The following is an 18020-nucleotide window of genomic DNA, read 5'->3' as shown; positions in this document are numbered from 1 at the left end:
CCCGATTCTGGCAGCTTCCCGCTGATGGGGTTTTCGCTGTGTGATTAGGCGTTTTGTTGGCTTGGCGGGGTTTCCCTCGCCGCGGCGACTGGTAATACTTTACGCAGGTTTTTCACACCGCGCAAGTCCTTAGGGAGCATTTTTGCCCTTAAAAGCGCTCACGGCCCGCAAGCTGTCCGACAAATTCCCTGGTAAACCGCGGATTTCGGAACTTCAAAAAAGTTCTAAACTTTTTTTAAACGCATTCGCCAAGACATATACGCAGCATTCTTTGTGAGCTGGCACCTAAACTTACATCACATTATTGAGCTTCTGGTGAGCTCATTCAGCAATAGATGCAAACACCGGCACCTCACACTTTAGCCAAGGACTTTAAAGAAAAGCTCCCCTCCGCAGGTTGCGGAGGAAGAGCTTACCTTTAGAAATAACCACTAGCTAGAACGGCGGCGGGATACCTCATACAGGGCAATACCCACTGCCATTGAAGCATTCAAAGATTCCATAGCCGAACTAATCGGGATAGAAACAATCTGATCGCAGTTCTCGGTCACCAGACGGGACAGGCCCTTACCCTCAGAGCCCACAACAATCATGAGCGGTTCAGAGGCCAGCTCAAGGTCCGGCAGATCAATATCTCCCCCACCGTCCAGACCAACAACAAACATGCCAGCTTCCTTCGCCTGCTGAATTACCCGAGTCAGGTTGGTTGCCTTAGCAACGGGGATACGAGCTGCGGCGCCAGAAGAAGTCTTCCAGGCAGAAGCGGTCATAGCAGCAGATCGACGCTCCGGAATGATTACACCGTTACCCGAGAAAGCAGAGACCGAACGGATAATAGCGCCCAGGTTACGGGGGTCGGTAATGCCATCAAGCGCAACAAAGAGTGGCGGGACCTCCAGCTGCTGATCATGCCAGCGCTCCATAGTATCCAGAACCAGGCTCCCCGCGTCGGGGTACTTGTAGGGCGGAATCTGAAGCGCAACACCCTGGTGAACCGCGTGGTCCGTCAGACGGTCCAGTTCAAGACGGCCAATTTCAAGAATCGGCAGGTTCTGTTTATTAGCCTCAGTCAAAATCTCGCGGACACGGTCATCGACCTCGATACGAGACATCACAAAGAGAGTCTTAGAAGGGATCTTGGTCTGCAATGATTCCAAGACCGAGTTACGACCGGTCACCAGTTCGTCTGAAGCGCGCTTCCCGCCCAGACGGGGTGCGCGTGAGCGAAGAGTGTTAGTCGCCTTGCGGTTTTCAGCGGCCCGCTTCATCTTGTGGGCCTTGTGGTAGACGCGGTCCTCAGCCTTGGGAGTGTTGCCGCGGCCTTCAAGTGCCTTGCGCCCGTGACCGCCGGTGCCCTTGGTGGGGCCTTTCTTTTTAGCTGTTGCGCCGGGGCGTGAGCCTGCCTTCGCCATATAGGTTTCCTTTGATAGGTATCTTGCCGTTGTTCTCTAGCTTACCGACCCACCCAGCTTTTTGGTGCGAGAGCTAGCGCACGCGCCCCACCAGAAACCGGCAGGGCGCCTGCTAACAGCTACATCTGTGGACGATCCGCTCTAGCTCAGGGACCAGGTAGAGCCAGATAGGCCGTCCTTGACAGTAACCCCGGCCGCTGCCAGGGCATCGCGAATCTGATCAGCATGTGCCCAGTCTTTAGCCTCACGGGCCTCAGCACGCTGGGTCAGCATGGTCTGAATCAGAGAATCAAGAGCCGCATGTTCAGCAGCACCGCCGTCCGAAGCCGGTGTACCAGCAAATGACATCAGCTCCACCAAGCCCAGTACTCGGGCCATGGCATAAACTTGCTCTGCTTCTTGCTGAGCTGACTCCCCTGCTGCCAAAGCCGCGTTCCCCGCTCGAGTCAGCTCATGGAGCACAGCAAGAGCGCGAGGAATATTGAGGTCATCGTCCATAGCCTCAGCAAAGGCCTGGGGAACCCGAGCATCGGCCCGGTGGAAAGCAAGGGTCTGAGCAAGGAAGGCTTCAAGACGCTCAACAGCAACCCGTGCCTCCTCCAAGGAGGTAGGGCGGTAGTCCAGCACCGAACGGTAGTGTGCTTGGCCCAGGTAGTAGCGGACCACCAGGGGGCGGGCCATCTCCAGCATCTGCTCGGGGGTGATGATGTTACCAATAGACTTGGACATCTTCTCGCCCTCGTAGTTCACCAGGCCGTTGTGCATCCAGAAATTGGCGAACCCAAATCCGGCGGCCTGCGACTGAGCCATCTCGTTCTCGTGGTGGGGGAAGCGCAGGTCAAGCCCGCCCCCATGAATGTCGAAGGTCTCACCCAGGTACTTACCCGCCATAGCCGAGCACTCCAAGTGCCAACCCGGGCGGCCTGCACCCCAGGCAGACTCCCAGCGGGCAGTCTCGGGGTCGCCCTCCTTATGCCCCTTCCAGAGGGCGAAGTCACGGGGGTCCCGCTTACCGCGCGGGTCTGCATCGGGGGCATCTTGCATGTCCTCCACACGCTGACGGGTCAAAGAACCGTACTGCGCCCAGGAGCGCACATCAAAGTAGACATCACCCGAACCGTCCAAAGCCGGGTAGGCATGTCCCCGGTCAATCAGCCTCTGAATCAGAGCGAACATCTCGGGAATATGTCCGGTTGCTCGCGGCTCATAGGTGGGCCGAGCAATATTCAGGGCCTCATAAGCCACCCCAAAAATGCCCTCAAACCGGTAGGCCAGGGCCCACCACTGCTCACGCGGATAGTCCCCAGAATAATCAGAGTCAAAGGAAGCCGCTGAATTGACCAGAATCTTATCGTCAATGTCGGTGACATTACGGACCGTCGTGACTTTAAAACCACGGTAGGTCAGCCAGCGCGCAAGCTGGTCAAAGACCAGCCCCGAGCGCACATGCCCAATATGCGGTGCCCCCTGCACGGTAGCACCGCAGTAATAGATACGGGCCTCACCGGGGTAAACCGGGACAAAGTCACGAACACTTGCAGTTGCTGAATCATAAAAACGTAAAGTCACAGCTACAAGTTTACCGCCTGCACAAGCGCCGGTTCTGAACAGCTCTAGCCATCCTTAACCAAGCTGCCTAAAATCTCCCAACCATGGTTTATCAGCAAGGAAAAATGCCCATCCTGGGGTAACTCATGCAAGGTGGCGCCCATTCGCAGACCCAAGTTCCGGACGCGGGCAGGCTTGACCGCCTTATCCCTTCCCGCTACCCAAATATCAGTCCTTACCCTCACCGAAGCCTCCGAAAAACCCCAGTCCCCCTGGATAGCGTACTCATCTTGTACACCACCCCGAATAGCAAACTGGAGAGCATAATCATGAGCAACCGCCATGCGGTAGGCACCGCTACGCCCCTGCACTGAGCGCACGAAAGCCTCAAGAGATGCTGACCTACCAGCTAGGAGAAGGCCAGCTCCGCGAGCTAAAGAATCAATCAAAACCTTAGGAAACCAGCTCATGGTCAGGTGAGACAGATGCACCCGCAAAGGTGTAAAAGCCAAACCAAGCCGAGTTGACCATGCGGCATGATGAGTAAAAGGGGCAAGCAGAACCAGCCGGTCCACTAACTCCGGTAACCGGGCAGCTATACCCATTGCATGAGGACCCCCACCTGAGAAACCAATCACGCTCAGCCTCTCCAAGCCCAGGTGCTCGACTACAGCAAGGAGATCATCCTCTACCCAACCGCGCACCGTCCGGTAGTCAACGGGATCTGAGGCACCCAGTCCGGGTCGATCAAGAGCAATAATCCTGATGCCCAGCTGGCGGGCAGCCTCATCCAAAAAAAGAGCCTCGTAGCCAGATCCAGGAGTGCCGTGGCAGTAAAGCACAGTCTGCTGTGGGTTCTCTAAAACCCCATACTCATGCCAGGCAATCACTCTCCCGCCCCGCCGGCTCAGAACATGCGGGTAGGGTGCAAGGGGGTCAGCAGCTGTCACAAAAGTTCTCCTCAAAGCGCTATGGCAACAGCCAACTATTCTAGCCCTCTCAAGAGGATTCAGGCTAAATTCCGCCCGCAAGAGGTGGCCTCTCTCAGCAGAATCCCACAATAATCTGCCTATACTCTAATGCCAGATACTCAAAAAGTTTAAAGGTTGCTGTTAGTGAATAGAACTACCCCCTACAGTCCCAAAAATCCTCCCCTACAAGCCACCAGGAGACGGTTACGCTGGGCCAAAGAATACCTAGCAGACTACACGCATATCGCGCCACTCAGCACCGTCTTATTGGGCCTCACCCTCATTTCACTTATCATCCAGATAGTCTTTGGGGCCGCTAAAACCTTACCGCTAACCCTTCAACCGGGTAACTTAGAGAACCTTTGGGGGGTCCTCACCGGTACCTTTGTGAGCCCTAGACCCGGCTCAACTGTGCTTTCCTTATTCTTATTGGCCAGCATCGGTCCCCTAGCTGAACGCAAATTAGGTACCTGGCCTTTCGCCCTGGCAGCAGCCGCTAGCTATCTGCTACCGGTAGCATCCCTGGCCATCATTTTCTCAGCAGCTAGCTACCTCATTCCCGGCTGGGCCCAAGCCCTAACCGATCACGCTGTTTATGGCATCCCGCTCATGATGACCGGCACGCTCCTAGCATCATCACGTTCCCTCTCTACAATATGGAGGCGCAGAATCCGCCTCTCAACCTGCCTGACCACCTTGGTTCTCCTGGGGTTCGGAGGTTCCCTTCAAGATATTGGCCTCTTCCTGGCCGCTATCACAGGCTGGGCCAGCGGATCACTACTGAGCACATCTCCCAAGGGCCAAGATTCAATCGTAGGTAGCCGTCACGAAAAGCGAACACTAGTTGCCCTAGCAATTACCGCAATATCCCTGGGTATTTTCTTTGCCGCCCATGCCCCTAACCCTGTTGGCCCTCTCGCATCGGCCAAATTCGATATTGCAAGCAGTGTGCTCACTAACGAAACCCTGGATGCCCTCTGCTCCCAAAAAACCGCTAGCCAGCTCTGTAGCCACGAAGTTTACCTAGCTCAAACACGGGGTTTCCTCCCCAGCCTGCTCTCAACGCTACCCATCATCCTGCAACTAGTCCTGGCCATGGGGCTAGCCCGCGGGCGTCGAATAGCTGCCTACGCGACCCTGCTCCTTCAAGGAACAATCTTCCTCTTCACAGCGCTACGGCTAATCATATTTTCAGGCATCCTAGGCCAGCATCGCTCGGCTTACGGTTCTTTGGCAGAACTAGAAGAAGCAGGGGGCCGGTTAATCATCCCCGTCCTTATCCCCCTGCTGATCATGTGCCTGATCGCTGTAACCTGGCGGTACTTTCCACTACCCTCGAACACAAGAGCCGCCCTCAGCGCTGCAAAAACCATAGGATTGGTCGGCCTCAGTGGGGCAACAATCATGGTTCTCCTCGCCTGGATAATGCCGCAGGCCTTTGCCCCTCACCCACAGCTACTCCCTTTCGCTCTGGACTACCTAGTCAAACTTTTGCCCTCTGCGGCCTGGTATGTCTTCCCCCCGACCTACACCGGCACCTTCTGGCTGACAACCGCCTTGCACTGGATCCTCCCAGCCCTCTTTTGGGGCGCTGCGATTATCTACACCTACCGCATTCTCTCCCTTCCCTTTGGCAAGGTAGGCAAGAATCGCGAGCACTTTATTGAGCTAGTCAAAGAACATGGTGCTGGGACATTGGGTTGGATTAGTACCTGGGATAACCGGCACTACTGGATCTCCGAATCGGGAAAAGAGGGCTTTGCCTACCTGGCCCATAACGGTGTTGCCTTGACCGTTGGGGACCCTGCGGCCGCCCCTGAGCGTGTGGAAGCTGCTGTCAAAGAATTTGCAGTCTTCTGCACCCGTTCCGGGCTAACTCCCGCACTCTATTCTGTGCACTCACCAACCCAGCAGGCTGCGCAGAAGCTCGGGTGGAGCTCCTGGCAGGTTGCTGAAGAAGCAGTGATTGATCTTTCATGCCTAACCTTCTCAGGTAAAAAATTTCAGTCCATTCGGACGGCCCTCAACCAGGCGGGCAAGCAGGGCATTACCGCACGTTGGACGAGCATAGATGACCTGCTTCTGGCGGAATGGGCCCAGATTGTTGAGATCTCTGAAGGGTGGGTGTCTGATAAGAGTTTGCCTGAGATGGGCTTTACCCTCGGTGGACTGGAGGAACTCAAAGACCCAGAAACAAGAATTCTGATAGCCACTGATCAAACTGGTTTTATACACGGAGTGACCTCCTGGATGCCAGTTCATAGAGAGGGCAGGGTTATCGGGCTGACCCTGGACTTTATGCGCCGCCGCAACGGTGAGGGAGTATTCCCCGCGTCCATGGAGTTCCTCATCGCTTCGGCGGCCCAGGACGCAAAAGCTGAAGGGCTTGAGCTCCTTTCTCTTTCAGGAGCGCCCTTAGCGCATTCAGACTCCACAGTGGAAAGGACTGGGCTAGATCGACTCTTAGATTACTTAGGTAGCCGTATGGAACCTCTCTACGGCTTCCGCTCGCTGCTGACTTTTAAGGCAAAATTCCAGCCTGACTTTGAGGCCATGTACCTGGTCACCCCTGATTCTGGGCAGCTAGCTTCAATCGGTGTGGCAGTCACTCACGCCTATCTACCCGAGATGAAGGCAAAAGACGTCGTGGGAATTATTCAAGCTATAGGTTCTAAGGAAAAATAAATGCTGGGTGATTTTGCGAGGTCAGTGGATTTACGAGCTGACTATTGGGGCCCGGTCTCACTAGCTCTTGCGGCAGTAGTTGCCCTGATTCTGCTCTGGAAAGTAGGCAGAAACATAACCCTTCGTAGCCATGCTCTGCTGGTAGTCTCAGCGGTAGCCATCACTGGGCTTTCAGCCTTCATCGGTAACAATGTAGTGCACTTAGTGGCTGAGGGAATTACCCTGCCTACCTGGTTATGGGTTGGATATGTATCACTGATCCTGCTCTATGTGATAGTCCTAGTAGGCACCAACTGGAGCAGTCGTAGTGTGCCTGCCAGAGGGGTCCGGCTCCTTGCTGGCCTGGTGGCTCTCGGGTTCGCTCTTACCGCAACAGGGCTGGGCCTCAACGCCTACTATAGAGGTTACCCTAGCCTTGCCGCAGCTTTAGGTGTTACAGTACCCACCAGCTCTCTCGATGAGGCTCAGGCCGGAGCGCAGAGCCATCCTTTTGACGCAGGGAACCAGTCGCTTGCAGTGGCTTGGAAAGCACCGTCCGATATGCCGACCGAAGGGGCCCTTGTCAAAACCAGTATCCCCTCTCAAGATTCGACCTTTACTCCCCGTGATGCCTATATCTATCTGCCCCCTGCCTACATGACAAGCCAGAGACCTCTACTCCCGGTCTTAGTTCTCATGGCTGGGCAACCTGGTTCACCGGGTGACTGGTTCAATATGGGTGGGGTTCACGATATCCTCAACACCTTTGCATCCGAGCATCAGGGGCTCGCCCCGGTGGTAGTGGTGGTAGACCAAAATGGTGGAGACTGGTCTAACCCCTTATGTAGCGATACCAGCCACGGCAAGGTAGCAAGCTACCTTCAGCAAACTGTTCCCACCTGGCTTAAAAATAATCTTCAGGTCGATACCAATCATGCTCACTGGTCTATCGGGGGACTTTCCAACGGCGGCACCTGTGCCTTACAGACAGCGCTGAGGGCACCCCAGATCTATTCGGCATTCATCGATATGTCCGGGGAAGGTCACCCATCCATCGGCAGCCTTGAGAGAACTATAGCGCAGGGCTTTGATGGCAATCAGGCCGCTTTTGATGCCAACGACCCGCTGACCATGCTACAGAAGGGTAGGTTCACCCAGCCCGGGCCAGCCGGAATCTTCTCTATAGGCACCAAGGATAATGCCAACTACCGTAAGGACCTACACACGGTCTACGATGCCGCAAAAGCCGCAGGCCTAGATGTGCAGTGGAATACCTATGAGGGAAAACACGAGTGGAAGGTCTGGGAGGCTACACTTGCCGACTCCCTGCCCTGGCTGGGTAAAAGAGCTGGCATATCCAGCTCATAGCTCAGTGCCCCGTCCCGGCTTCTGCCGGGGGCGGGGGACGCTTCTAGCTCTACGGGTTCTCTACGGGATAGACCAGGGCAACAGCTGTAGCTGCTACACCCTCACCGCGCCCAGTTAGGCCCAGGCCATCGGTGGTGGTCGCGGTGACGGTAACAGGAGCACCAGCAGCCTGACTCAGCACCCGGTTAGCTTCATCCCTACGGGGGGCAAACTTGGGCTTGTTTCCAATCAGCTGGACAGCTACATTGCTGATTTCGAAGCCCGCGGCACGGACAATAGCGGCGGCTTCCGACAGAATTCTCACCCCTGAAGCACCTGCCATATCGGGCCGGTCTACCCCAAAATTGGAGCCTAAATCACCGGTCCCGCTGGCAGAAAACAGAGCATCAGCCGCTGCATGGGCCACCACATCACCGTCAGAGTGACCCGAAAGGCCGCGTTGCCCTGGCCAGTGCAACCCTGCTACCCACAGCTCTGTGCCTTCATCACCAAAAGCGTGTACATCAGTTCCGGTGCCAATACGGGGAATCATAGCCTCTATCTCTTCTCTAGCTCTTCAACAAGTTCAAGTGCGCCCTGGGTGTGCAAAGCCCCGGCCAAGGTGTAATCCAGAGGGGTCGTAATTTTAAGAGCCTGCGGGTCACCGTCAACTGTAGCCACAGGCAGGCCCAGGGTTTCCGCAAGCATGGCATCATCGGTAATGGTCTCGGCAACCCCCGCTGGTAGGCCGGCAACGTCGCGGTGAGCCTGCACCAAGGTCGGGAGGTCAAAGCCCTGGGGGGTCTGGACTGCTCTGAGCTCCGCCCGTGCGGGGGTACCTGTGACATAGCCCCGGGCATCCACCGTCTTGACAGTATCAACCACCGGTAGCACAGGGATAACTGCTCTTTCCCCCGCGACCAGGGACTGAGCAATCCGCCGGTAAACAGAGGCAGGTGTAAAGCAACGGGCAGCATCATGCACCAGAACCCCGGTAGGCTGAGAGCTCGAAGCACCGGGTAGCGGCTTGGCAGCGTCAAGAGCCGTAAGAGCCGCTGTTACAGACTCAGCCCGGCTAGCTCCACCGGGTACCGCCAAGGCACCGTAGCGAGCGCAAATAGTCGTCAGCAAGGTATCCCCGGGAGGCACCGTCACCACAAGCCGCGCCGTTACACCCGACGCTAGCGCACCGAGAATAGCCCATTCCAGAAGAGTTTTACCCGCAATTTCTACAGCGGCCTTGGGTATGCCAGCACCCAAACGGGAACCTGAACCTGCCGCCACAATAAGAACAGCGAGCACCGTCTCCTGTTCTGGAACGGTACCCGCTGCATTTTTTTGGTCTATAGTGCTCACAGCTAGTGAGCATACCCGAAAGTTTAGACGCCTTCGAGAATCTTATCGAGCTCGCCTTCGGCGGTTTCCTCGTTAATGTCCTTGGCCAGTGCGACCTCGGATGAGAGAATCTGGCGGGCCTTAGCCAGCATGCGCTTCTCACCAGCGGAAAGGCCACGGTCATTTTCGCGGCGCCACAGATCACGGACGACTTCGGCGACCTTAAGGACATCGCCAGATGCCAGCTTCTCAACGTTCGCCTTGTAGCGGCGGGACCAGTTGGACGCTTCTTCGGTGTCAGTTGCTTGCAGAACATCAATGACTTCCTGGAGGCCACGTTCGTCAACGACGTCGCGTACACCTACCATGTCAACGTTCTCAGCGGGCACCTCAATAACAAGGTCGCCATTAGCGACCTTGAGTTTTAGGTACATCTTCTCTTCGCCACGGACAGTGCGCATTTTGATTTCTTCAATCGTTGCTGCACCGTGGTGAGGGTAAACGACGGTCTCGCCAACCTCAAAAACCATATGGATAAACCCCTTTCAGCCTACCCATTCTAGCACGCCTATTTAGACAGCGACCCTAAGGTTACAGATATGGAGCGAGGCTCTCCCCGCACAGCGTAATGCCCCGCTAGGCGGTCAGCGCTTCATTTACCGGCTTTTGCCCGTTGATACAGACGTATCGTCTATAAACCAGCTAGAATGTGACCTGAAGAGAGAACACACCCCTACTTTGCGCGGAGCACACACATTTTTTTTCCTGCATAAATCCGGGGCCCATACATCTAAACAAGGAGCAAGAGCTGTGAAGAACACCGCTTCTCTGAGCATCAAGCGCGCTGGCGTAACAATCGCCCTCGCTGGTGCCCTTTTGGCTACCACTGGCTGTGGCTACATCTACAAGCAGCCCACCACCATCGTCTACTCAGCATCAGACGGTCAGATGACTAACCTCACCGAGGCGAACAAGGAGATCATCCAGTTCCGCAACATCATGGTGATTTCATCGGCTGAAGGCGCTCCCGGTCGTGTTCTGGGTACCATCCTCAACCAGTCCGAAAAAGATGCTACCGTTACCCTGGCTTTCCCCGGTGAGACGCTGACCATTGAGGTTCCCGCTGGCAAGGAAGTTCGCCTGGAGGATAAAGCCAACGAGATTGTGCTTAAGTCAACCGAGGCTGCCCCCGGTCTAAGTCTCAAAACCACCGTTTCTTCGGATGTCACATCCGAACCGTCTGAGTTCGTGGTTCCCGTCCTTGACGGAACGCTTGAGGAATACGCCTCCTACCTACCCAACGCGGCAAGCGCTAGCGCGACCGAAACCTCCCAGCACTAAACGGTAGGTCACCCTACACCAAAAGCTGGGGCCCAGAACCTTGAAGGTTCTGGGCCCCAGCTTTTACTTACCGCTCACGCCTTGGCCTAGGGCTCAAACTTATAGCCCAGACCGCGAACCGTAACCACATACCGCGGCGATGAGGGATCCGGCTCAATCTTTGACCGCAACCGTTTAACGTGAACATCCAAGGTCTTGGTATCACCCACATAGTCTGCACCCCACACACGGTCAATGAGCTGGGAGCGGGTCATCACGCGACCAGCATTCCGCAGGAGCATTTCGAGAAGTTCAAATTCCTTGAGGGGCATAGCGACGCTTTCCCCGTTCACCGTCACAACGTGGCGCTCAACGTCCATACGGACCGGCCCGCCCTGGATAGCACCAGAGTCAGGCTCGTCAGCTTCACCCCGGCGGCGCAAGACGGCCCTCACCCGAGCAATCAGCTCCCGCGATGAGTAAGGCTTGGTGACATAGTCGTCAGCGCCCAGCTCAAGCCCCAAGACCTTATCAATCTCAGAGTCCTTGGCCGTTAGCATGATAATGGGTACAGTGCTGCTAGCCCGGATCTGTTTGCATACCTCGTTGCCGGACTGACCGGGCAACATAATATCCAGGAGCACCAGGTCAGCGCCTGCACGCTCAAACTCAACCACGGCGTCCAGGCCATTATCAACAACCTGAACTTCAAACCCTTCACGCCCCAGCAAGAAGGCTAAGGGCTCGCTGAGTGACTCTTCATCCTCAACCACTAAAATACGGGTCACCTGTGTGTCCTTTTCGGGAATCGGGCTGAACCGTGTGGCCCAGCGGGGAAAGGGTTAGTTCTCTGCACGAGAGGCCGGACGGGTGCCCGCATTCTCGCCCAGTAAGTCATTTTCGGTTTCTTCATCCAAGATAGGCAGAGCAATAGTGAATGTTGAGCCGGACCCCGGATGGGACCACAACGTCACCTCACCACCGTGCAAGCCTACGATATGCTTGACGATGCTCAAACCTAACCCGGTACCGCCAGTCTGACGGGAACGCGCCGGATCCACACGGTAAAACCGCTCAAAGATACGGTCCTGTTCATCCTCGGGGATACCCGGGCCCTGGTCTTTCACAGAAATTCTAACAGTGTCCTCCTTCACAGAAACCCCAATGCCCACCTTGGTGCTATCTGGCGAGTAGCGGATTGCGTTCTCGATCAAATTGTGCACGGCCGTCGAGAGAAGCTCCGGGTCACCATGAACAGGACGCGAGGCGGTACCACCCACCAGCAGTTCAATATTTTTGTCCTCAGCAGTAAGCCTGTTGCGGTCAAGGGCTTCAGCCACAACCTGCCCCACATCAACCAGGGTAGAACTGACCACCAGGTCAGCAGACTGCAAACGGGAGAGCTCGATAACGTCCTGCACCAGAGCACCCAGCCGCTGCGACTCCTTCTTGAGTTTGCCCGAGAAATAGCGCACAGATTCGGGATCATCGGCAGAGCTCTCAATAGCCTCTGCCATGAGCCCTACCGCACCCACCGGGGTTTTAAGTTCGTGAGACACATTAGCCACAAAGTCCGTCCGGATCGTCTGAGCCCTAGCGATCTCAGTCCGGTCATCAGCCAGAACCAGAATGTACTCATCACCTACCGGAGCTACGCGCAGGTCAATCACAAGCCTGCTCTGGTCGTAGAAACCACGGGCCAGCACAATTTCCTTTTCAACAATGATGCCCTTGCTGCGAACTGCATCAATCATAGCCAGCAGCTCATCGGACTCCACCGTGTGCCCGCGTACCAGCCCCAGGGCATAGGCCCCAGGAGAGGCCTGAACAACGCCATCGACAGCATCGACCACCATATAGGCACGACCAATCACCGCCAAAACCTCTGCCGCGCCGTCACTGATGGTGGGCTCTTCAACATCGGCCCAGCGAGCGCGCTGGCGCTCACTTCGTTGAAGAGCAAACATGCTGACAACGCCAATGATGAGCCCCAAAAGTGCCGCCATCAAAGCAATCATTGTAGAGTTCACGTCTACCAGCTTAGGCCGTAGACCCCCACCTTTTCACCCCGCACGCTACCTGTTGGCAGGGGTTCAACTAACGTTTACCCAAGCGTGTGCTGGTGTTCATGTGGCCTTGGCACTCTAGATAGGTAGCGAAAGAGCGCTCTCTGCCCTCTCACGCCCTCACATATCTCCACATGGAAAGGACGCGCACGTGCGCAAAGTCTTCCAAGCCGAACTTCAACATGTCGGTGAAGAGCTCATCCACATCGCCACCCTGGTCCAAGAAGCCCTTAGCAGGGCCTCCGATGCCTTCCTCAAGGCCGGAATCCAGGAAGCCGAGGAGGTCATCACTAACGATGCCCGCATCGACTTTATGCAAAATGAGCTGGATGAACGAGCCATCGACCTGCTGGCCCTGCAAAGCCCGGTCGCCTCAGACCTGCGCATGATTGTGGGAGCATTGCGTATGAGTACCTCCCTGGAACGCATGGGCGACCTCGCCCGTCACGTCGCTCAGGTTGCTCGCATGCGCTACCCGGAGCACGTTCTACCGGAATCCATCACACCTGTGTTCGCAGAGATGATTGAGCTGGACCTGAAAATTATTGCCAGCGTCATCAACCTGCTAGAAACCCGTGAGCTGGTCCACACCCAGGACATCATCAAGTACAAGATGCGGGTCAACGAGCTCCACGTAGAGGTCTTTAACCGCATGGCAGCACCCGACTGGGGCCAGAACGCCCAGGTCACAGTGGATGTCACCTTGGCTTCACGCTACCTGGAACGATTTGGGGATCACGGTGTCTCCGTTGCCCGTAAGGTCACCTACCTGGTGACCGGAGACTGGAACGCAGTACCCAGCATCTAAGACCAGACACTTTTGAGTTGGCAGGGGCCGTGAGCTTCATCAGCGCCTCTAAAGGCCCCGGACCGGCTGGCAGCCGCTCACAGTCCCCTGGTTCTCGCTTAGTCTCAACTCCTCTGAAACTAAAGCGCCCCGCCCACCTATTCAGGAGGGCGGGGCACTAGGGCTTTAAAACCGGGCTAAGATTTACTTCTTACCCTGGTTAGCAACGGCCTTGATGGCGTCCTGAGCGGCCTCGGGGTCTAGGTATTCACCGGGGCCAAGGGGCTTGAAGTTTTCGTCCAGCTCGTAGTAAAGCGGGATACCGGTGGGGATGTTCAGGCCAGCGATGTCGGCATCGGAGATGCCCTCCAGGTTCTTCACCAGTGCGCGCAGGGAGTTACCGTGAGCTGCAACCAGAACGGTCTTGCCAGCCTTAAGGTCTTCCTTGATGTCCGATTCCCAGTAAGGGAGCATGCGCTCAAGAACGTCCTTGAGGCACTCGGTGCGGGGGGCGTTCTCGATGTCAGCGTAGCGAGGATCCTTTGCCTGTGAGAACTCGTCGTTATCATCAAGTGCCGGCGGCGGAACGTCGTAGGAGCGACGCCAGGTCATGAACTGCTCTTCGCCGTAGGTCTCTAGGGTCTGAGTCTTGTCCTTGCCCTGAAGAGCGCCGTAGTGACGCTCGTTCAGGCGCCAGTTACGCTTGACGGGGATCCAGTGGCGGTCAGCAGCGTCCAGTGCCAGGTTAGCGGTGTTAATGGCGCGGCGCTGGAGTGAAGTGTGAACGACATCGGGAAGGATGCCGCGTTCCTTCAGAAGCTCACCACCGCGGGCCGCTTCAGCTCTACCTTTCTCGGTGAGGGCAACATCTACCCAACCGGTGAAGAGGTTCTTTTCGTTCCATTCTGATTGCCCGTGACGGAGCAGTACCAATTTGTAAGTCATAACTCTCATTATCCCACTTTATCCCTCTAAATAAAAGATAAACCCACACCTATTCACTGAACAAACCGCTATCTTAGGGGAATGCGTGTGAATATGTGTGGGTTTTTCAGGCCCTAACGCAAGTCTTAGCGACGGCGACGCACAGCCACCGCGGGGCGAACATCAGCTAAGAAGACACCCACGGCGGTAGCGGCAACCAACTGCATAAAGATTGAGCTAATCCTACCGTTCCAGGACTGCCACAGGGTCAGGACCGAAAAGAGCGTGGCAGCGCCCGTGACGGCCAGCCAGAAGCCTTTGGTGCGTTTGAAGGCGCTCTGGTAGGCGTACCCTGTTGCGCGTGCGGCCTCAAACAGGGCGTAGACAGATAGTCCTGCTACGACCAGCGAGGCCAGCAGGTTGATGAGGTAGTTTGCCCAAGCAATGAGATCAAGAGGAGTCATAGGGTGCTTCGTCCTTTAGCGGAGATTGTCTAGGGCTGCCACCAGGTCCTGGTACAGGTCATCGACGTTCTCGATGCCCACGGAGAGACGGAGTAGGGACTCCGGGATGGAGTGGGGTTCTGAACCGTGCCGGCGGCGGCGTTCAATGAGTGATTCTACGCCACCGAGACTGGTCGCGGGAGTCCACAGCTTCAGGGCGGCAACAAGGCGGTCGGTTTCTTCGGCGGTGGCATCAAGAGTGACGGAGAGGATAGACCCGAAGGTCTGCATCTGGGCTGAGGCCCGCTCGTAGCCGGGGTCGGTGGGTAGGCCGGGGTAGCGTACTGCCTTGATGGACGGGTGTTCGCTAAGGCGCTGCGCTAGTTGCAGGGCGGAGTCCGCTGAGCGCTCTAACCGGACGCCCATAGTACGCACGCCGCGCAAGCCCAGCCATGCTTCGAAGGGCCCGGCGATAGCGCCATTGGTGGTGCGGTGGGTGTGCATGGCTTCGCGCAGGACCGGGTTGGAGGTAACGGTGATACCCAGCAGAACGTCGGAGTGGCCGGCGATTGCTTTGGTGGCGGAATGCACTACGACGTCGGCACCCAGCAGCAGGGGGTTCTGGCCAAGCGGTGTTGCGAAGGTATTATCAACGGCTGAAACGATACCCAGTTGGCGCGCCGCACCCAGGATAGCGGGCAGGTCAGCGACCTCCATCATGGGGTTGGTGGGGCTTTCCATCCACAGCAGAACCTTAGGGGCTGCATAGTTCACATTCTCGGGGCTGACCCCTGCGGTGGCTGCCGCTTTTTCCAGTTCAGCGATGACGGACTCGGTGTTTTCAATATCAAGACGAACAACTGTGGCGATACCGCGCGCCTCAAGGCGCTTAGCCATAGATACCGAGGCCATGTAGGTGTGCTTGGGCAGAAGGATAATAGAGCCAACCGGTACCAGATCCTGCACCGCAGCTACAGCCGCCATACCCGAGGCAAAAAGAAGGCCGGGGAGCTCTGCGCCTTCAAGGTCAGCGACAACCTGCTCAAGACCGTCCCAGCTGGGGTTAGTAAAGCGGGCGTAGCTGTTGAGGTCGGTGGGGCCTATCTGCCGGAAGGTAGAGGACATAGAAATGGGTGGGTTTACCGGGGCAAGGTCACGGTGGGCCGGCCGGCCGCCAGCAACTAGGCGGGTCTGCGGAGAAAGATTCTGTTCGGTCATACCCACCACCATACGCGCCCGATTCTTAAGGAGCTAGTAGGTGAGAAGCATGGTCACCAAATGAACTTGCTTAGAGTCCCTATCTAACCGCAAGCCCCAGCAAACAGGCCTTGGTAGGCTAGAGGGGTGACTCAAGCACTGACCTACACCCCAGATGCCGACCCGGCACGCGCCCACGGCCCCTACCCCGGCACTTTCATCGTTTTTGAAGGTGGCGACGGATCAGGCAAAACCACCCAGATCAAGCTCCTGGCAGAGGCCCTCACAGAGCGCGGCTATTCTGTGCTGGTCACCCGTGAGCCAGGGGGCACCGACATCGGCGAAAAACTCCGTGCCCTGGTCCTAGAGCACGGCAACGGCGCGATTGACCCGCACACCGAAGCACTCATTTTTGCGGCGTCACGGGCCGCCCACGCCCACCAAAAAATTCAACCAGCCTTAGAAGCCGGCACCATCGTTCTGTGCGACCGCTACATCGACTCATCAGCAGCCTACCAGGGAGCTGGGCGCGGCCTGGGCCTGGAAACCATCACCGACCTAAGCCGCTGGGCCACGGGCAATCTCCTGCCCGACATCACGGTACTCCTTGATGTTTCACTGGCTGAAAGCCGTGCGCGCGCAGGTGCCCGCGGTCACGCTGACCGTATGGAAGCCGCCGACGACACTTTCCACAGCGCTCTACACAGTGCCTTCCGTTCCCTAGCGCAGGCTGCCCCAGAGCGATACGCCCTTATCAACGGTGCCCAACCCATCGAGCAAGTCCACAAACAGGTTCTGGATGCGGCCCTGGCGGTACTTTCATGAGTGTCTGGGACTCCCTAATAGGGCAGAACGAGGTCAAACACCAGCTAGCTACCGCCGCCGCTGATACCAAGCCCACCCACGCCTGGCTCTTTACCGGCCCGACCGGTGCAGGCCACACCACAGCAGCCCAGACATTCGCGGCAGCACTCCTCTGCGACCAGCCCACCCCCGCCGCACGCGGCTGCGGAACCTGCCGTTCCTGCCAAACCGTGCTCAGCGGCTCCCACGCAGACTTCCTGCACTTTCGAACCGAAAAAACCGTCATCACCATCGACGAGGCCCGCGAGTTTGTTGTTAAAGCGCAGGACCGCCCCGCCGTTGGACGCTGGCGCGTCATGCTCATTGAAGACGCCCACCGCATGCCCGAACGCACCTCCAACGTACTCCTCAAAGCTATAGAGGAGCCGCCACCCTACACTATCTGGTTATTGACGGCCCCCTCCCCCGCCGATGTTCTCATCACTATCCGCTCCCGGTGCCGCCCGGTCCAGCTACGGCTCCCCCTGGTGGCGGAAGTTGCCGCCGTACTCGAGACCCAGCACGGGCTCGAACCCCACCAAGCCGAGCTAGTAGCCCGCCTAGCCCAGGGCAACCTGGACACCGCCCACAAGCTAGCAAGCGACCCGCAGGCAGGCACCCGCCGCGATTCAGTGGTCAAGATACCGCTGACCCTCAGCTCTGTTGCCTCGGCGATGGATGCCGCCGACCGGCTCATCTCTATTGCTGAGGCTCAAGCAGAAGCAGACGCGCAAACCCGCAATGAGGCCGAACGTGCCGCGCTCCTGACCTCCCTGGGCTACACGGACGGGGAGAAACTCTCCCCCACCCACCGCGCCCAGGTACGTCAGCTAGAAGAAGACCAAAAACGCCGCGCCAAACGAATCCAAACCGATACCCTGGACCGTTTCTTGGCCGATATTCAAACGGTCTTCCGTGATGTACTCACCCTGCAAATGGGCACTGGGGCAGAGCTTATTAACGCCCACATGGCTCAGCAGCTACAGGCTTACGCCGCGCGCACTAGGCCGGAAGCCGTGCTAGCTCACCTGCAAACTGTAGCAACTACCCGCCGCAGAATGAACACCAATGCAAGTGCCCGCTTAGCTTTTGAAGCCATGATGACACAGTTCATTGCCTCACCAGCAGGCTCTTAGCTCGTGAGCTTTACCCGCTCAACCCAA

General features: G+C 57.0%; 17 protein-coding genes. 6 read left to right on the top strand and 11 right to left on the bottom strand.

Translation table 11 applies throughout. The annotated features are described in order from the left end of the window. Window positions 1-431 precede the first annotated feature (431 nt). The 3 genes from rlmB to ACN08Y_RS08765 form a co-directional block, all read right to left on the bottom strand. Window positions 432-1412, bottom strand: coding sequence for a 23S rRNA (guanosine(2251)-2'-O)-methyltransferase RlmB (rlmB, locus tag ACN08Y_RS08775; protein WP_419105353.1), 981 nt, complete (start codon window positions 1410-1412; stop codon window positions 432-434). A 141-nt stretch (window positions 1413-1553) separates the two neighbouring features. Further along, a complete protein-coding gene (gene cysS, locus ACN08Y_RS08770) occupies window positions 1554-2981 on the bottom strand; it encodes a cysteine--tRNA ligase (protein WP_419112427.1) in 1428 nt (475 codons plus the stop codon). 44 nt (window positions 2982-3025) lie between these two features. Next, complete coding sequence (locus tag ACN08Y_RS08765; protein WP_419100436.1) at window positions 3026-3910, bottom strand: alpha/beta hydrolase; 885 nt, start codon at window positions 3908-3910, stop codon at window positions 3026-3028. Between the two features lie 408 nt (window positions 3911-4318). Between ACN08Y_RS08765 and ACN08Y_RS08760 the strand changes: the two genes are divergently transcribed. Together ACN08Y_RS08760 and ACN08Y_RS08755 are read left to right on the top strand one after the other, a co-directional pair. Further along, window positions 4319-6616, top strand: a complete 2298-nt coding sequence (locus ACN08Y_RS08760; protein WP_419112426.1) for a bifunctional lysylphosphatidylglycerol flippase/synthetase MprF — start codon at window positions 4319-4321, stop codon at window positions 6614-6616. Continuing rightward, window positions 6617-7963, top strand: a complete 1347-nt coding sequence (locus ACN08Y_RS08755; protein WP_419100434.1) for an alpha/beta hydrolase — start codon at window positions 6617-6619, stop codon at window positions 7961-7963. Window positions 7964-8012: 49 nt separating this feature from the next. Here ACN08Y_RS08755 and ispF read toward each other — a convergent pair whose 3' ends face one another. The 3 genes from ispF to ACN08Y_RS08740 are packed head-to-tail and all read right to left on the bottom strand — an operon-like array spanning window position 8013 to window position 9807. Then, complete coding sequence (ispF, locus tag ACN08Y_RS08750) at window positions 8013-8495, bottom strand: 2-C-methyl-D-erythritol 2,4-cyclodiphosphate synthase (protein WP_419105350.1); 483 nt, start codon at window positions 8493-8495, stop codon at window positions 8013-8015. Between the two features lie 5 nt (window positions 8496-8500). After that, entirely contained in the window at window positions 8501-9298 is a 798-nt protein-coding gene (gene ispD / locus ACN08Y_RS08745) for a 2-C-methyl-D-erythritol 4-phosphate cytidylyltransferase (protein WP_419112425.1), read from the bottom strand. A 23-nt stretch (window positions 9299-9321) separates the two neighbouring features. After that, window positions 9322-9807 (bottom strand): CarD family transcriptional regulator, encoded by a 486-nt coding sequence (locus ACN08Y_RS08740; protein WP_419100431.1) that lies wholly within the window; start codon window positions 9805-9807, stop codon window positions 9322-9324. 280 nt (window positions 9808-10087) lie between these two features. Between ACN08Y_RS08740 and ACN08Y_RS08735 the strand changes: the two genes are divergently transcribed. Further along, window positions 10088-10618 carry a hypothetical protein gene (locus tag ACN08Y_RS08735; protein WP_419100430.1) on the top strand — a complete coding sequence of 177 codons (531 nt, stop codon included), beginning with the start codon at window positions 10088-10090 and terminating at the stop codon, window positions 10616-10618. An 86-nt stretch (window positions 10619-10704) separates the two neighbouring features. Here the strand turns inward: ACN08Y_RS08735 and ACN08Y_RS08730 are convergent, their stop codons facing one another. Continuing rightward, window positions 10705-11385 carry a winged helix-turn-helix domain-containing protein gene (locus tag ACN08Y_RS08730; protein ID WP_419100429.1) on the bottom strand — a complete coding sequence of 227 codons (681 nt, stop codon included), beginning with the start codon at window positions 11383-11385 and terminating at the stop codon, window positions 10705-10707. Between the two features lie 54 nt (window positions 11386-11439). After that, window positions 11440-12627 (bottom strand): sensor histidine kinase, encoded by a 1188-nt coding sequence (locus tag ACN08Y_RS08725; protein ID WP_419105347.1) that lies wholly within the window; start codon window positions 12625-12627, stop codon window positions 11440-11442. A gap of 187 nt (window positions 12628-12814) precedes the next feature. Here ACN08Y_RS08725 and phoU point away from each other — a divergent pair, with 187 nt between their 5' ends. Beyond that, a complete protein-coding gene (gene phoU, locus ACN08Y_RS08720) occupies window positions 12815-13471 on the top strand; it encodes a phosphate signaling complex protein PhoU (protein WP_419105346.1) in 657 nt (218 codons plus the stop codon). 183 nt (window positions 13472-13654) lie between these two features. Here phoU and ACN08Y_RS08715 read toward each other — a convergent pair whose 3' ends face one another. From ACN08Y_RS08715 to ACN08Y_RS08705, 3 genes are all read right to left on the bottom strand, one after another. Then, window positions 13655-14395, bottom strand: coding sequence for a phosphoglyceromutase (locus ACN08Y_RS08715; RefSeq protein WP_419105345.1), 741 nt, complete (start codon window positions 14393-14395; stop codon window positions 13655-13657). Between the two features lie 125 nt (window positions 14396-14520). Continuing rightward, entirely contained in the window at window positions 14521-14838 is a 318-nt protein-coding gene (locus tag ACN08Y_RS08710) for a DUF2516 family protein (RefSeq protein ID WP_419100425.1), read from the bottom strand. Window positions 14839-14853: 15 nt separating this feature from the next. Then, complete coding sequence (locus ACN08Y_RS08705; RefSeq protein WP_419112424.1) at window positions 14854-16035, bottom strand: trans-sulfuration enzyme family protein; 1182 nt, start codon at window positions 16033-16035, stop codon at window positions 14854-14856. Between the two features lie 126 nt (window positions 16036-16161). On the opposite strand from ACN08Y_RS08705, the gene tmk reads away from it, so the two are divergent. Then, window positions 16162-16839, top strand: a complete 678-nt coding sequence (gene tmk / locus ACN08Y_RS08700) for a dTMP kinase (protein WP_419105343.1) — start codon at window positions 16162-16164, stop codon at window positions 16837-16839. Beyond that, complete coding sequence (locus ACN08Y_RS08695; protein ID WP_419112423.1) at window positions 16836-17993, top strand: DNA polymerase III subunit delta'; 1158 nt, start codon at window positions 16836-16838, stop codon at window positions 17991-17993. The genes tmk and ACN08Y_RS08695 overlap by 4 nt, the downstream gene beginning before the upstream one ends. Window positions 17994-18020: the final 27 nt, after the last annotated feature.

Origin of the sequence: Rothia sp. P5764, assembly GCF_048512965.1 — a bacterium.
Classification (GTDB): domain Bacteria; phylum Actinomycetota; class Actinomycetes; order Actinomycetales; family Micrococcaceae; genus Rothia.
This window is presented reverse-complemented; position numbering and strand designations above follow the sequence as displayed.